The 14,748-nt window shown below is 58.4% G+C and carries 11 protein-coding genes; 5 read left to right on the forward strand and 6 right to left on the reverse strand.

What is annotated here, in order from left to right:
• Positions 1-339: 339 nt before the first annotated feature.
• From AC1EKE_RS05840 to AC1EKE_RS05865, 6 genes are all read right to left on the reverse strand, one after another.
• Positions 340-753: a hypothetical protein gene (locus AC1EKE_RS05840; RefSeq protein ID WP_480308647.1), complete on the reverse strand. Its 414-nt coding sequence runs from the start codon at positions 751-753 to the stop codon at positions 340-342.
• Positions 754-1,168: 415 nt separating this feature from the next.
• Positions 1,169-3,637 (reverse strand): polyribonucleotide nucleotidyltransferase, encoded by a 2,469-nt coding sequence (locus tag AC1EKE_RS05845; RefSeq protein WP_480308648.1) that lies wholly within the window; start codon positions 3,635-3,637, stop codon positions 1,169-1,171.
• A gap of 220 nt (positions 3,638-3,857) precedes the next feature.
• A complete protein-coding gene (locus tag AC1EKE_RS05850; RefSeq protein ID WP_480308649.1) occupies positions 3,858-4,328 on the reverse strand; it encodes an acetyl-CoA carboxylase biotin carboxyl carrier protein in 471 nt (156 codons plus the stop codon).
• Positions 4,329-4,353: 25 nt separating this feature from the next.
• A complete protein-coding gene (locus AC1EKE_RS05855; protein WP_296159275.1) occupies positions 4,354-4,569 on the reverse strand; it encodes a hypothetical protein in 216 nt (71 codons plus the stop codon).
• Between the two features lies 1 nt (position 4,570).
• The gene (locus AC1EKE_RS05860) at positions 4,571-6,124 is read right to left on the reverse strand and encodes an acyl-CoA carboxylase subunit beta (protein WP_296159284.1); all 1,554 of its coding nucleotides are present in this window, start codon (positions 6,122-6,124) and stop codon (positions 4,571-4,573) included.
• A gap of 99 nt (positions 6,125-6,223) precedes the next feature.
• Positions 6,224-8,173 carry an alpha-L-fucosidase gene (locus AC1EKE_RS05865; RefSeq protein ID WP_480308650.1) on the reverse strand — a complete coding sequence of 650 codons (1,950 nt, stop codon included), beginning with the start codon at positions 8,171-8,173 and terminating at the stop codon, positions 6,224-6,226.
• Positions 8,174-8,403: 230 nt separating this feature from the next.
• Here AC1EKE_RS05865 and pheT point away from each other — a divergent pair, with 230 nt between their 5' ends.
• Genes pheT through AC1EKE_RS05890 form a run of 5 tightly spaced genes read left to right on the forward strand, consistent with a single transcriptional unit; the run spans position 8,404 to position 14,522 of the window.
• Positions 8,404-10,869, forward strand: a complete 2,466-nt coding sequence (gene pheT / locus AC1EKE_RS05870) for a phenylalanine--tRNA ligase subunit beta (RefSeq protein WP_480308651.1) — start codon at positions 8,404-8,406, stop codon at positions 10,867-10,869.
• A 36-nt stretch (positions 10,870-10,905) separates the two neighbouring features.
• The gene (locus AC1EKE_RS05875) at positions 10,906-11,649 is read left to right on the forward strand and encodes a YebC/PmpR family DNA-binding transcriptional regulator (protein WP_480308652.1); all 744 of its coding nucleotides are present in this window, start codon (positions 10,906-10,908) and stop codon (positions 11,647-11,649) included.
• Between the two features lie 23 nt (positions 11,650-11,672).
• On the forward strand, positions 11,673-12,392 hold the full coding sequence (locus tag AC1EKE_RS05880) for a PASTA domain-containing protein (protein WP_480308653.1): 720 nt from the start codon (positions 11,673-11,675) through the stop codon (positions 12,390-12,392).
• A 42-nt stretch (positions 12,393-12,434) separates the two neighbouring features.
• On the forward strand, positions 12,435-13,508 hold the full coding sequence (locus AC1EKE_RS05885) for an RluA family pseudouridine synthase (protein ID WP_480308654.1): 1,074 nt from the start codon (positions 12,435-12,437) through the stop codon (positions 13,506-13,508).
• Positions 13,509-13,520: 12 nt separating this feature from the next.
• Positions 13,521-14,522 (forward strand): D-alanine--D-alanine ligase, encoded by a 1,002-nt coding sequence (locus AC1EKE_RS05890; protein ID WP_480308655.1) that lies wholly within the window; start codon positions 13,521-13,523, stop codon positions 14,520-14,522.
• Positions 14,523-14,748: the final 226 nt, after the last annotated feature.

A 14,748-nucleotide genomic window follows, 5' to 3' on the forward strand; every position in this document is an offset into this window, starting at 1 on the left:
GGGTCGCTCGTAATAGTGATCGTGAGAGGGAGCGACACCCTATCGGGGTCGTATATATACAAGGCGGATCTCAGGTAACCCGGGGTCTTCGGCACTGCGTGCCTCGACACCCGGGCTATGAAGAAGGCACCCCTCCGGGGTGCACTGCGGTTTGTCCGATCCAGCCGGATCGCCCAATAAGATAGCGTAACAGGCGGAGAAACGCTCAAAGAGGGGCATTTTGTTTAGCTGTAAGGCTCAAATGCGTCACCCCTGCTTGACCTCGTTCGTGAAAAAATCGGTTCCAAAGGGTGCTCCCTCTGAAACCGATATAGACATAATAGGGCAGTGCTGCTGATGTCAATCCTTTGCGGACTTGGACTGCTTTATCGCCTTAGCGAGCTTGTGGTAATAGAGATAGCGACTTGTTCCCACTATGATTACTAAGAGTAACAGTCCAATATCTTTTCGCAGTATCGTAAAAGGCTCCCCCATATCTATCAGGAGGAGGGCTATGGAAACTACTAAGAGTGCACCCCAAAAGGCAATGTCGAGAGCCTTGACCCATGGGGAAACAACTCCAGACTGACATCTCTCTTCGGGCACGAGTGTCATCAGCTGTACAAACAGAGACTCAAGGACAATGACCGGTATAACAAACCGGAATATCGACTCCTTAAGAGCCATCAAGGACTCAACCCTTGAAAGAACAAGGGTGGCCCAGACGGTAGCACCTATGATACAGAGCTCTAAAACAAAGAACTTGATACGCATAAGATTATTATGGAAAAAGTGCCGTGTAGTAGCGTCTAACAGACCTCGAGGCAAGGGTGACGACTCCCAGCACGATAAGTTTTTTATGGTGATAGTTTGGTGATTAAGGGTTTAACGATAATCCTATCTTCAAAGCTACGTAATATAGGCGTAAAGGTCAAAATGGTTGGTGAAATCTCCACAGCTATTCCCACCTTTGCTCGTTAGTCTGAAGCGTAGCTTGTAGGGCAGAAATCCTTTAGGGATAAAAGAGAAATCTAATACCGGTAATAGACTTCACTAATACCGATATTAGACTTCTCTAATATCGGTATTAGTGAGAGGGGGTATAAAGTGCTTTATGAGGGCGCAAAAAAGCGAGCCGAGGACGAAAGGATCGCACTCGGCTCGCTGCATATTAAGTAGGGGTTACTGATCAGAACTGACCAAACTGCTTGAAGAAGTCAGCCGGGCTCCCGGGCTTGTCCTCAGAGGACTTTGGCTCACGCTTCGGCTCCTCACGCTCCTCACAGCGGGGCTCCTCATCACGCTCCTCGCGCTCCTCGTGACGAGGCTCCTCATCGCGCTCCTCACGGCGGGGATTGCGACGGCGCTCCTGGTGGCGCGGACGCTCCTCATCAGAGGGACGCTGCTCCTCGCTGTCAGCGTCATCAGAGTTGCGCTCCTCGCGGCGAGGGTTGCGGCGACGCTCGCCACGGCGACCCTCTCCATCACGCTCCTCCCGACCACGACGGCGCTCGCGGGGACGCTCGGACTGCTCCTCGTAGTCCTCAGGCTTCTCGATCAGGGCACGGCGAGAGAGACGGAACTTGCCAGTCTTGGGATCCACCTCCAGCAGCTTCACCTGCAGCTTCTGTCCCTCTGCAGCACCGGTCTCCTCGATGTTGCCAAAGTACTTCCAGTCCCACTCAGAGATATGGAGCAGACCCTCCTTGCCGGGCATAAACTCGACGAAGACACCATAGGGCATCACGCTCTTGATGGTACCCTCGTAGGTCTCACCCACCTCGGGGATGACGACGATGCGATTGATCATCTCGAGGGCGCGAGTGATCGCCTCCTTATTGGACGCAGCGATCTGGATCACGCCGACACCGCGTTCGGTGTCCTCCTCGATATTGATCTGAGCACCGGACTCCTCCTGCATACCCTGGATGATCTTACCGCCGGGGCCGATGATCGGGCCGATGAACTCCTTCGGCACCTCCATTTGCTCCATGCGGGGCGTCTGAGGCTTCAGCTCAGGACGAGGTCCGGGGATGGTGCTCTCGATGATGTCGAGGATATGGAAGCGGGCACGACGTGCCTGCTCGAGGGCCTGTGCCAGCACCTCGTAGCTCAGCCCGTCGATCTTGATATCCATCTGAGTGGCGGTGATGCCCTCACGGGTACCGGTCACCTTGAAGTCCATATCTCCCATGTGGTCCTCATCACCGAGGATGTCGGTGAGGACCGCCTTCTTGTCTCCCTCGCTCATCATACCCATTGCAACGCCAGAGACGGGACGGATCATCGGCACACCGGCATCCTCCAGCGCCAGCGTACCGGCGCAGACCGTAGCCATGGAGGAGGATCCGTTGCTCTCCAGGATGTCGCTCATCACGCGGATGGTGTAGGGGTAGTCCTCGGGGATCATGCCGTGGAGGGCACGCATGGCGAGGTTGCCGTGACCGATCTCTCGGCGGCTGACGCCCTTGGGGCGAGATGCCTCTCCGGTGCTGAAGGGCGGGAAATTGTAGTGGAGGAGGAAGCGTTCCTTACCCTGGAAGAGGGCATCATCGACCAGCTTCTCATCGTCCTTGGTACCGAGAGTGACCGTGGCAAGTGCCTGGGTCTCTCCGCGGGTGAAGATAGCTGATCCGTGAGGGGCGGGGAGGCAGTCCACCTCCGTCCATATCGGACGTACATCCTCGAGACCGCGACCATCGAGACGCTGGTGATGGTCGAGCACAGCGGTACGTACCGCCAGCTTGACGTACTTATCGAAGTAGCGATTGATCAGTGGCTCGAGCTCCGCCAGCTCCTCCTCGCTGTACTGAGCCTTAAACTCCTTGCCCACCTCAGTGAAGCGGCGAGAGCGGGAGTGCTTGTCATTATCGGCTGACATGGCGATCTCGAAGAGCTTGTCGTAGCAACTGTCGTAGATCTTCTTGTCGAGCTCGGGATCCTGTGCATCGCCCTCGTAGGTGCGCTTGACGTCGGAGCCCACCTCGCGGGCCAGCTCGTTCTGCACACGGCACTGTACCTTGATCGCCTCGTGAGCCTGCTTGATCGCCTCGATCATATCGCTCTCGGGGACCTCCTTCATCTCACCCTCGACCATCATGATATTCTTCTCCGTCGCACCGACCATCAGGTCGATATCGGCACGATTGAGCTGGTCGAGTGTAGGATTGATCACCCACTCACCATCGAGACGGATCACCCGCACCTCAGAGAGCACCTCGTCGAAGGGGACGGTGCTGACCGCCATGGCGGCAGAGGCTGCCAGCCCGGCCAGCTGGTCGGGGAGCTCATTGGGATCACCGCTGAAGAGGATGATCTGCACGTAGACCTCGCAGTGGTAGTCCTCGGGGAAGAGGGGACGCAGAGCGCGGTCGATCAGTCGTGCAATCAGGATCTCATGGTCCGACATACGGCCCTCACGGCGGGTAAAGCCCCCGGGGAAGCGGCCATCGGCGGAGAACTTCTCCTTATACTCCACCTGGAGGGGCATAAAGTCTACGCCCGGACGTGCCTCCTCGGCAGCGACCACCGTCGCCAGGAGCATGGTCTTGCCCATGCGCACAACCACGGAGCCATCAGCCTGCTTGGCAAGCTTGCCTGTCTCGATCGTGATCTCACGACCATCGGGCAGAGTGATGGTCTTTGTGATTACATTCATACTTTTACATCTTTTCGAGCCTACGCATTGCAAGCTCGGTTATCTAAAATCTCAGCTGTCCCTCCACGATATCGCACAAAGGTAAAGATTCTCAGCGAAAAAGCCCTCATTTTACGGAAGTGACTTTGGGCTATTTCTCTTTTTCGAGAAACGGGACCACCCCCAGATGCGATCGCTGGGAGGCACGAGGAGGTCTATCATACGCTGAAGAGGGTACCCCTTACCCTATCGTGGCGAGCGGATCGCCCCCCTGGACGGAGTCACCCTTGGAGACCAAGAGAGAGGTGATCGTGCCATCGCTATCGGCATTGATCTCATTCTCCATCTTCATCGCCTCGAGGACCATGATCTTCTGACCCTTTTTCACTTGGTCTCCCTCAGACACCAGCACCTCACGGATCAGGCCGGGGAGGGGAGCGATCACCTCACGACCGCCGGCGTCACGCTTAGGCTGACTCTGCGGGAGGGGAGCAGTGGGCGCCTCCTTGGGAGCCTCGGGGACAGGCGCTTTACTCACAGCCGGTTCGGGCTGGGGCTTAGGGGTCCGCCGAGCAGGCTCTGAGGCGGTCTCGTCACTCAGGCGGACGCTGTAGCGGTGTCCATTCACCTCCACCTCCGCCATCTCCTCGTCGGCAGAGTGGATCGTCACCTCGTATGGGTGACCATTGATGGTGTATCGGTATTGCTTCATAGGTCTCTTGTGTGGTAGTATGTCCTTACCAAGGGCGGCGACGCATCGTGAGCGACTTGTCGGACCAGCCCGACCGCCGCTCGCCACGCTCCTCATCGCAGAGCGCAGAGGTCTCCACGCTTCGTCCATAGTCGTTCAGTGCGAGAGCGATCGCCGTCACCACCTCGCCCCGCGCCTCATCGATCGCACGACCGAGAGAGAGCAGAGCCTCGATGGAGGGGTCAAAGTACTGATTGTCCATATCAGAGGGGGATATTGTCGTGCTTCTTTGCCGGCAGCTCCTGGCGCTTATTGCGGAGGTCTCGGAGTGCTCGGGCAATGCGCTTACGGGTCTCATCGGGGACGATCACATCGTCGATAAATCCGTATGAGGCAGCGTAGTAGGGGTTGGCAAATTTCTCCCTGTACTCCCGGATATGCTCCTCCTTGAGCGCAGCCGGATCCTCAGCATCACGGAGAGCCTTACCATAGAGGATCTCCACTGCTCCATCGGGACCCATGACAGCGATCTCGGCGGAGGGCCAGGCGAGATTGATGTCGGCACGGAGGTGCTTTGACCCCATCACGATGTAGGCACCACCGTACGCCTTGCGGGTGATGACGGTGATCTTGGGGACTGTCGCTTCTCCATAGGCATAGAGGAGTTTGGCGCCATTGGTGATCACGGCATTGTACTCCTGACCGGTGCCGGGGAGAAATCCGGGGACATCGACGAGGCTGACGATTGGGATATTGAAAGCATCACAGAAGCGGACGAAGCGGGCGCCCTTGCGGGACGAATTGACATCCAGCACCCCCGCAGCGGCAGCGGGCTGATTGGCGACAATACCGACACTCCGCCCATCGATGCGGGCAAAGCCGATGATGATGCTGCGGGCAAAGTCACGCTGCACCTCGAGGAACTCACCTCCATCGACGACCTGACCGATCACCTCGTACATATCGTACGCCGTATTGGGGTTATCGGGGATCAACTCATTCAGCACCGACAGATCGCGGTCTACAGGATCGGACGATGCGACGCGAGGCGCCTCCTCCATATTGTTGGACGGAAGGAAGCTCAGCAGGTGACGCATCAGCTCCAGCCCCTCCTCGTCGCTCTCGACAGCGAAGTGCGCCACACCGCTCTTGCGGGTATGGACGGACGCTCCACCGAGCTCCTCAGCGGTCACCTCCTCATTGGTAACCGTCTTCACCACCTTAGGACCAGTGAGGAACATATAGCTCGTGCCGGAGACCATGATATTGAAGTCGGTCAGTGCCGGGGAGTAGACCGCCCCACCGGCGCAGGGACCGAAGATCCCGGAGATCTGTGGTACCACGCCCGAGGCGAGGATGTTATTCTCAAAGAGCTCACCATAGCCGGCAAGCGAGTTGACGCCCTCCTGGATGCGCGCTCCGCCGGAGTCGTTGATGCCGATGATCGGCGCCCCCACCTTCATCGCCAGCTGCTGCACCTCACAGATCTTGCGAGCATGCATATAGCCGCAGGTGCCGGCAAAGGCGGTGAAGTCCTGCGCATAGACGTAGACCAGACGACCATCCACGAGACCACTACCGGTGACGACCGAGTCCCCATCGTAGACCTTCTTGTCAGCCCCGAAATTGGCATTGTGGTGACGAACGTAAGTCCCCAGCTCCTCAAACGTGCCGGGATCCAAGAGTCTCTCGATCCGCTCTCGGGCTGTAAGCTTGTGGCGGCTGTGCTGCTTCTCTACCGCATCCTCTCCACCTCCGAGGAGCATCTGCTCCCTTCGCTCGATGAGCGCCCTGATCTTATCTGTCTGTCTACTCATATATATATGGTGTACGAATCCAAATACCTGCCTCCCCCACTCATCACAAAGGTACAGGTATTCACCCATTTCCACAAAAACGAGCTACACGATGGCCCTCTATCGGAGGCGGAGGGCGGAGAGGTGAGCCGGAGAAGCGATAGGGAAGCGATGGGGGCGGGTGATCGTCACCTCATCGGTGACGGGAAGAGTCATCCTCTGCATCTCGTACTTGTCGATGGGCGTAAGGAGGGCGTAGGGACGAGGACCAAAGCCATTGTAGAGCTTGAGCCGCAGCCTGTGCCGACCCGGTGTCAGGGATAGGAGAAGTGGGATCCTCTCCTCACCCTCTCGGACGAAGCCCCCATCTATATATTTGTCATCAAGGTAAAGGAGGAAGCCCCCGCTGTAGGCGAGGTCCACCCTCAGGTCGCCCGACTGATCGCAAGCCAGCTCCTGCTCAAGGAGAAGCCCCCTATGCTGATCGGGAGAGCCAAGGAGCGTGTCCCCCAGGATCGCTCCCTCGACAGGCTGAGGGACCACACTATCATCCGACGGCATCCGTCCCAGCTGTCCGCCCACGAGACGGCAAGCGAGAGGTCCTATGGGGCGTACGGTCGGAGACTTGGACTCATACGGCTGCCCCTTGAGCGTCAGCAGATGCCCATTCACCTCCACCTCCCGGCCTTCGTACTCCCGAGGGAAGGAGATCTCCCTCAACCCTTTACCTACAACCCTGTAGCCAACCACGCTCCGCAGCCCGGAGTAATAGTCCGCCAGAGAGTAGGCATAGATAGTCTCCGACCGGGACTGCAGCGAGACCGGATCGGCAAAGGAGAGACGTATCGCCCGATAAGGCACACCAGCAAGAGGGACGCAGCGCACGACGGGATGCCCGTCTACAGAAGTAAGCTCCACACCCCCCTTGTCATCAAGGGCCGCAGCGGTTAGGGGCGAAGCAGTGAGCGCCGGCAGCTCGACCAGCGTCCTGTGATCGGGGACAAAGAGGTAGAGCTCCCGACCATCCGCCCGTCGAGTCATCAGCCGATTATGGCAGGGTAGCCCCTCCGTCCCGTAGATAGCTGCGCCATAGGTGCTCAGCCACCTTCCCATACGCTCCAGCACCTTGCGCTCAAAGGGGACCACCCCACCCTCTCCATCGGGACCTATATTAAGGAGGTACTTCCCCCCTCCACAGACGACCCGGAGGAGATCCGAGAGTTTCTCGCGCACCTTGGTCTCCACACTGCCCCTCCGCTGCCAGGAGCGATAGCCCCATGTCTCGGGGAAAAAGCTTGCTGCCGTCTGCCACGGAATGTCTAGAGTGTAGTCAGGTGTCTCATTGTCCGGAAAGACGGCAAAGTCAGCACAGTCATTTCCCAGCCGTCCGCTCACCATACAGTCCGGCTGCAGGCTCTTCACCAGCCGGTAGAGCTCATGGCTCTGACCGGGCGTCAGCGAGCCCATATCAAACCAGAGCTCGTCCACCGATCCATACTTGGTCAATAGCTCACGCACCTGGCGCTTATTGTACTCGTGATGTGCCGGGGTGACCGAGTCGGCATTGTGCGACGAGTAAGGCACCGCGCCCGGGAAGTGCCAGTCGATGAGGGAGAAATAGAGCCCGAAGCGCAGTCCCGCCCTATGACACGCCTCCGCCATCTCACCCACCAGGTCTCGTCCGCAGCGGGGCGCACGTGCAGCGGAGAAGTCGGTCGTAGCCGTATCCCAGAGGCAGAACCCCTCGTGGTGCTTCGCCGTCAGCACGACACTCCGCATACCGGCCCTCTTCGCCAGTGCCACTATTGAGTCAGCGTCGAAGTCCGACGCCGTGAAGTCCCTTGCCGAAGCCTCGTAGACATCCATATAGTGCACCCCGAAGGAGAAGATCTGCTCCGAGTAGCCCTCCCTAACCGGCACTCCATCATAAACCCCACCATAGGTAGAGTAAAGACCATAGTGAATGAAGAGCGAAAACTTATCCCCCAGCCAGTCGGTCGCACCAGATAGGGGAGGCAGGGTGGTCATCAGGAGGAGCAAGAGCAAGATTCGCTTTGTGGCTGTCATCATCTCAGGTGGGCTTATATAAGGATAGAGACAAAGTTAGTCTTTTTGCCCAGATCCGCAGCTATCCGGGTCTCCAATCGCGGATCAGATGGACCGATGAGGCTGGCTTTTGTGATTGGGCGGAATTAGGGCTAAATTTGTGGTCCCATTATACTGAGTATCCTGTGCCGTGTACCATCGACCTTAGACGAGGATGACGCCAAGCGACACATATATATATTGAGAGAAAAAGAATGATCGTATCGTACAACTTGCTCAAGAAGTATGTCGACCATGACCTCACTGCTGAGGAGGTCAGCGACATCCTGACATCAACCGGTCTGGAGTCAGACGGCGTGGAGACGCGTGAGTCGATCCGTGGCGGACTGCGCGGTCTCGTCATCGGGAAGGTCCTCACCTGTGTCCCGCACCCCAACTCTGACCACCTCCACATCACCACGGTGGATCTCGGTAGCAAGTACAGCCCGGACGGACCTCTGCAGATCGTCTGCGGGGCGCCCAACGTCGCTGCCGGACAGACCGTCGTGGTAGCCACCATAGGCTGCACACTCTACGATGGCGAGGAGTCCTTTACGATCAAGAAGGGCCGTATGCGCGGGGAGGACTCCTTCGGTATGATCTGCGCAGAGGACGAGATCGGACTCGGCAGCGCCCACGACGGGATTATGGTGCTGCCGGACGACATCCCCGCCGGGACCGAGGCGGCAGACTACTTCGGTGTACACTCTGATCAGGTGATCACGATCGACATCACACCCAATCGCGTCGACGGCACCTCCCTCTATGGTGTCGCCCGCGACCTCTACGCTTACCTCCGGTCGCGCGGACTCAGGACAGCACTCCATAAGCCCGAGGTGAGTGAGATAAAGGGAGAGGGACACCCCGTGAACCTCCACATCGACGCTCCGGAGGCTGCCCCGCGCTATGCGGGAGTGGTGGTTCGCGGTCTGAAGGTCGGGCCATCACCCAAGTGGCTTCGCGAGGCGCTTGAGACGATGGGCGTCCACCCGGTAAATAACGTTGTCGATGCCGCCAACTTTGTCCTCATGGAGATCGGACAGCCGCTTCACACCTTTGACCTCGATAAGGTCAGGGGGGGCGAGGTACACGTACGGCTCGCTAAGGCGGGGGAGAAGCTCACCGCGCTGGACGGCAAGGAGTACGAGCTGACGGAGAGAGATCTGGTGATCGCCGACGCTGCCGACCCGATCTGCATCGCCGGCGTGATCGGTGGGAAGGACTCCGGCATCACCGAGGAGACGACCAATATGTTCCTCGAGTGTGCCACCTTCCACCCCACCTACGTCCGCAAGACAGCCCGTCGGCATGGGCTCAATACAGATGCCTCCTTCCGCTACGAGAGAGGGCTGGACCCCAATGAGATCCCCTACGCCCTCCGGCGTGCCGTCGACCTGATCACCGAGGTGGCAGGGGGCGAGGTGGCGAGCGCCATCTACGACGAGTACCCCAGTCCCGTGGGACCTTATACGATCGACCTCTCCTGGAAGCGCCTCTATGGTCTGATCGGCTTCGAGATCGACAAGGCTCAGGTGCGCAATATCCTCGAGTCGCTCCTGATCACCATTACCGGTGGGGACGAGGAGGGGATCCACGTGGAGGTACCCCGATACCGATACGATGTGACACACGATGTGGACCTGATCGAGGAGATCCTCCGCATCTACGGATACAATACCTACCAGGCCCCAGACCAGCGACTGACGCTGACGATGGGCGCTCCCTCCTACCAGGATCAGAGCGTCCGCTACCAGCAGGTGATCAGCGAGCAATTAGTGGGAGCGGGATTCTTTGAGATCCTCAATAACTCCCTCTCCAAGGAGTCCTACTACAGCGACGAGAAGAACTCCGAGCAAGCGGTGAGGGTGATCAATCCCCTCTCTGCCGACCTCTCCACGCTTCGTCAGACATTGGTTCACGGCGGCCTGGAGTCGATCGAGCGAAATCTCAATCGCAAGGCAACAAATATCCGCTTCTTCGAGTTTGGCAACACCTACACCCGCGTCGACGAGAGGGAAGAAAACCCGCTACGAGGCTTCCACGAGAGCTTCCGTCTCGGACTCTGGATGACCGGGGACACCGATACCGGCAACTGGATCACCCCCGAGCGGGAGATCTCGGTCTATGAGCTCAAGGGAGTCCTCGAGCAGATCCTGACCCGCATGGGCGTGAATGCCGGAGAGATCAGCAGTGAGCAGAGGGAGGACGATCCACTCTTCGAGAAGTGCCAGGTACTCTCACTCAAGGGCGGGGAGGTCTTCGCCCGCTGGGGACTCCTCGACCGGGAGATGCTGACGACGATGCACGACATAGACGTGCCGGTCTACTTCGCTGAGATCAAGTGGGACATCCTGCTCCACCGCGTCCTTGGTCGGCTGACCAAGGCGACGAGCATCCCCCGCTTCCCCTCCGTCAAGCGCGACTTCGCACTCCTCGTCGACAAGAGTGTCACCTTTGAGACCATCAAGCAGGCCGCTGAGAAGGCTGAGCCCAAGCTACTGAGGAGCGTCGAGCTCTTCGACGTCTACGAGGATAAGACCCTGCCCGAGGGCAAGCGGTCATACGCCGTCACCTTTGAGCTCCTCGACCCGGACAAGACCCTGAGCGATAAGGCGATCGAGAAGACAATGCAGAAAATTTTCAATCAAATCGAGCACGCTACCGGAGCGACTCTCCGATAAAACGGTCGACCGAGACTATAGTTACTGACAATAATCATGGGAAGAGCATTTGAGTACAGAAAAGCGCGTAAGATGAAGCGCTGGGGCAATATGGCCCGTACATTTACGAAGCTAGGCAAGGAGATCACCGTGGCGGTCCGCGACGGAGGTCCCGACCCGGATACCAACCCCCGCCTGCGCGTACTCATCCAGACCTCCAAGAAGGAGAATATGCCCAAGGAGAATGTCCAGCGCGCCATCAAGAAAGCGACGGACAAGGATCAGGCAAATTATGAGACCGTCACGTACGAGGGCTATGCTCCGCATGGCATCGCCATATTCGTGGAGACCATGACCGACAATACGACCCGCACGGTGGCCAATCTCAGGAGCTACTTCACCAAGTACGGTGGGAGCCTCGGTGTGAATGGTAGCGTAGAGTTCCTCTTTGACCACAAGGTAGTCTTCACTGTCACTCCCAAGGAGGAGGGCAAGGAGTACGATCCCGAGGAGCTACTCCTGGAGCTCATCGACGCCGGTGCGGAGGATGTCTCCAGCTCGGACGACGGCTACACGGTGACGGGCGACTTTGCCGTCAATGGCACCCTGCAGACAGCACTCGAAGGGATGGACTTCGAGATCCAGTCGGCAGACTTCATCCGCGACCCCAAGATGACGAAGGAGATCACTCCTGAGGAGCGCGAGGAGGTCAATACCCTGATCGACAAGATCGAGGACGACGATGATGTACAGAACGTCTTCTCCGACATGGCTGAGGACGACAGTGACGACGAGGAGTAAGTAAGGACGATACCGACGGCATCATGAGCGAGGAGGAGATGGACAGAGAGACAGAGGATCGGACGGAGGAGAAAAAGCGGACGATGAGCACAGGACGCGCTGTCAGGATCACGCTGCTAAACCTGCTGGCTATGGTCGCTGTGGGGGCGCTTATCATCGTAGGAGCACTCTATCTCCTCGATGTCTACACCCACCATGGCGAGGCGGCCAAGGTGCCGGATCTCTCCGGTATGACCCTAACGGAGGCGCAGACGGCGGTGCGGTCCATGGACCTGGACCTCGAGATCGTCGACTCTATCTATACGGAGGGGATGGCACCCGGTGTGATCCTGAAGACCTCTCCCGGTCCCGGATCGATCATCAAGAAGCACCGCACGATCTTCCTGACCACCAATACCACGACCGTGGAGCAGGTGGTGATGCCTGCTGTCTACGACACCTCGAGACGCCGTGCTCAAGCTGCCCTCAGGTCGGCAGGCTTTGTCGATGTGACGATCAAGATGGTCCCCGGGAGATACAATGATCTCGCGGTGGAGGTGTCCGATCGTCAGACCGGTCAAGTGATCCAGCCGGGCACTAAGCTACCATTCAATACCCCTCTCGTCCTCTCGATCACCTCGACCTCCTCTCTTGACAGCCTCTACGATGCCGACACCACAGCTGTGGACCGCGAGGTCGCGGAGGCACTCCAGAGGATCGGACAGGCTGAGGAGCCCGATGGGGAGGATCTGCCGGAGCTCTGAGCTGATAGAAGTCCAGTCACACCAGCATACGCCTTACAGTAAATGACCGAGAGAGACCTGCCGACCGAGCCGGAGCCGGTAGACGAGGAGGACGAGGAGGTTGACCAGCTCTACGAGCACTACGCCATCTCAGCAGATCAGGGGCAGGAGCCTCTGAGGGTCGACCGCTTTCTCGTCAATATGATGCCGAAGATCTCCCGCAGTCGCATCCAGCGGGCAGCCTCTTCCGGCTTCATCTTCGTCAACGGCGAGCCGGTGAAGTCCAATTATAAGGTCAAGCCTCTCGACCGCGTCTCTATGCGGCTCGAGCGCCCGCCAATGAATCTTGAGATCACACCCCAGGAGATGCCTCTCGAGATCGTCTACGAGGATGACTGGCTCTTGGTGGTCAATAAGCCGGCGGGACTGGTAGTCCACCCGGGGCATGGCAACTGGGACGGGACGCTCCTCAATGGACTCGCCTGGTACCTGCGGAATGACCCCGACTTCGATGTCAATGATCCGGCGATAGGGCTGGTCCATCGCATCGACAAGGACACCAGCGGGCTCCTTGTGATCGCCAAGACTGCGGAGGTGAAGAGTGCTCTCGGGAAGCAATTCTTTGACCACTCCACCCGACGCGAGTATGTGGCGGTGATCTGGGGACATATGGACCCGGCGGAGGGCGTGCTGAGGAGCAACATCGCTCGCGACCCTCGTGACCGGACGAGGATGGCACCCTTTCCCTACGAGGGCGAAGTGGGTAAGACGGCCGTGACCCACTACAGCACAGAGGAGTACCTCGGCTACCTCAGCCAGGTACGTTGCCGCCTCGAGACGGGACGCACGCACCAGATCCGCGTCCACCTCTCCCACGAGGGGCACCCGCTCTTCAATGATGCCGTCTACGGTGGGGATCAGATCCTCCGCGGTAATCGCTTCGCCAGCTACAAGAAATTTGTGGAGAATGCTTTCGCCATCTGCCCAAGGCAGGCACTGCATGCGCAGACGCTGGGCTTCTTTCACCCCATACTTAAGCGACAGATGGACTTCTCGAGCACGCTACCGCCCGATATGACCGCCCTCATCGAGAAGTGGCGGAAGTATGTCGACGACGGCAATGTAGAGAACCTCTGATCACATCTCTTTATGGATCAAGAAAAACTAAAGATTGCGCTCATCGCCGGTGGCTACAGTGGCGAGTATACCGTCTCCCTATCGAGTCAGGAGGGGCTGATGAAGTTTCTCTCCGACAGTCCTTACGAGATCTACCCGGTACTGATACGGCGTGATCACTGGATAGTCCTCGGACTCGAGGACACACCTGAGATCGACAAGGGAGACTTCTCCTTTGTCCACCCCGAGACCGGTCGCAAGGTTCGCTTCGACTTCGCCTACATCACTATCCACGGCACACCGGGCGAGGACGGGCACCTGACCGGCTACCTCGATATGCTGCAGATCCCCTACTCCTGCTGCCCGACACTGATCGGAGCGCTCACCTTTGACAAGTACGTCTGCGCCCGCTACCTCTCCACCTTTGGGATCAAGATCGCTCCGGCAGTCCGGCTCACCAAGTACGACCGGATCGACATCGATGACCTGCTCCGAGAGCCGGGGCTCCCCTGTTTCGTCAAGCCCAATAACGGCGGCTCCAGCATCGCCACGACGCACGTGACGGAGCGAGAGCAGCTGCAGCCGGCGATAGATAAGGCACTCGCCGAGAGTGGCGATGTGATGATCCAGTCCCTCATCACCGGCACCGAGATCACCTGTGGCGCCTATGAGGACGCCGAGGGGATCCACATCCTGCCGATCACCGAGGTGGTGCCCAAGAGTGAGTTCTTCGACTACGATGCCAAGTACAATGGCGCCGTGGACGAGATCACGCCCGCCCGTCTCCCTGAGGAGACGACAATGCGTGTCAAGGAGCTGACCCACCAGATCTACCGCCACCTACGAGCCGCCGGCATCATCCGGGTCGACTACTTCATCGAGAGCGACGGCACTCCCGTGCTGCTGGAGGTCAATACCACGCCCGGGATGACCGCCACCAGCTTCATCCCCCAGCAGATCCGTGCCGCTGGTCTCGTGCCGGGGAAGGTCCTCGAGGGGATCATCGACTTCCTCTACCACCGGTCACGTCGGTAGCAGAGGCTCTTCCGCCAAGTCATCCAGGGCTGCGTCTCACGCGAGGCGCAGCCTTTTTTTCACCTGTCGCTCTCAATGAACACTACTATCGGTAACAGAAACAGAGGATCATATCTCGATGATAGTCAGTCCATTGTATGATACGCCCCCATCGTCTCATTGCTCAAGGTCGCGAGTTCAATAGCTTGTAATAGTGAGTTCTAATGCGACTCCTTCGGCTCGGTAA

The sequence above is a fragment of the Porphyromonas sp. C0041D3 genome (genome assembly GCF_056590575.1).

Excerpts from the sequence above, each read along its gene's own strand:
- AC1EKE_RS05840 (WP_480308647.1), bottom strand. The coding sequence starts at position 753 with ATGCGTATCAAGTTCTTTGTTTTAGAGCTCTGTATCATAGGTGCTACC.
- AC1EKE_RS05845 (WP_480308648.1), bottom strand. The coding sequence starts at position 3,637 with ATGAATGTAATCACAAAGACCATCACTCTGCCCGATGGTCGTGAGATC.
- AC1EKE_RS05850 (WP_480308649.1), bottom strand. The coding sequence starts at position 4,328 with ATGAAGCAATACCGATACACCATCAATGGTCACCCATACGAGGTGACG.
- AC1EKE_RS05855 (WP_296159275.1), bottom strand. The coding sequence starts at position 4,569 with ATGGACAATCAGTACTTTGACCCCTCCATCGAGGCTCTGCTCTCTCTC.
- AC1EKE_RS05860 (WP_296159284.1), bottom strand. The coding sequence starts at position 6,124 with ATGAGTAGACAGACAGATAAGATCAGGGCGCTCATCGAGCGAAGGGAG.
- AC1EKE_RS05865 (WP_480308650.1), bottom strand. The coding sequence starts at position 8,173 with ATGATGACAGCCACAAAGCGAATCTTGCTCTTGCTCCTCCTGATGACC.
- pheT (WP_480308651.1), top strand. The coding sequence starts at position 8,404 with ATGATCGTATCGTACAACTTGCTCAAGAAGTATGTCGACCATGACCTC.
- AC1EKE_RS05875 (WP_480308652.1), top strand. The coding sequence starts at position 10,906 with ATGGGAAGAGCATTTGAGTACAGAAAAGCGCGTAAGATGAAGCGCTGG.
- AC1EKE_RS05880 (WP_480308653.1), top strand. The coding sequence starts at position 11,673 with ATGAGCGAGGAGGAGATGGACAGAGAGACAGAGGATCGGACGGAGGAG.
- AC1EKE_RS05885 (WP_480308654.1), top strand. The coding sequence starts at position 12,435 with ATGACCGAGAGAGACCTGCCGACCGAGCCGGAGCCGGTAGACGAGGAG.
- AC1EKE_RS05890 (WP_480308655.1), top strand. The coding sequence starts at position 13,521 with ATGGATCAAGAAAAACTAAAGATTGCGCTCATCGCCGGTGGCTACAGT.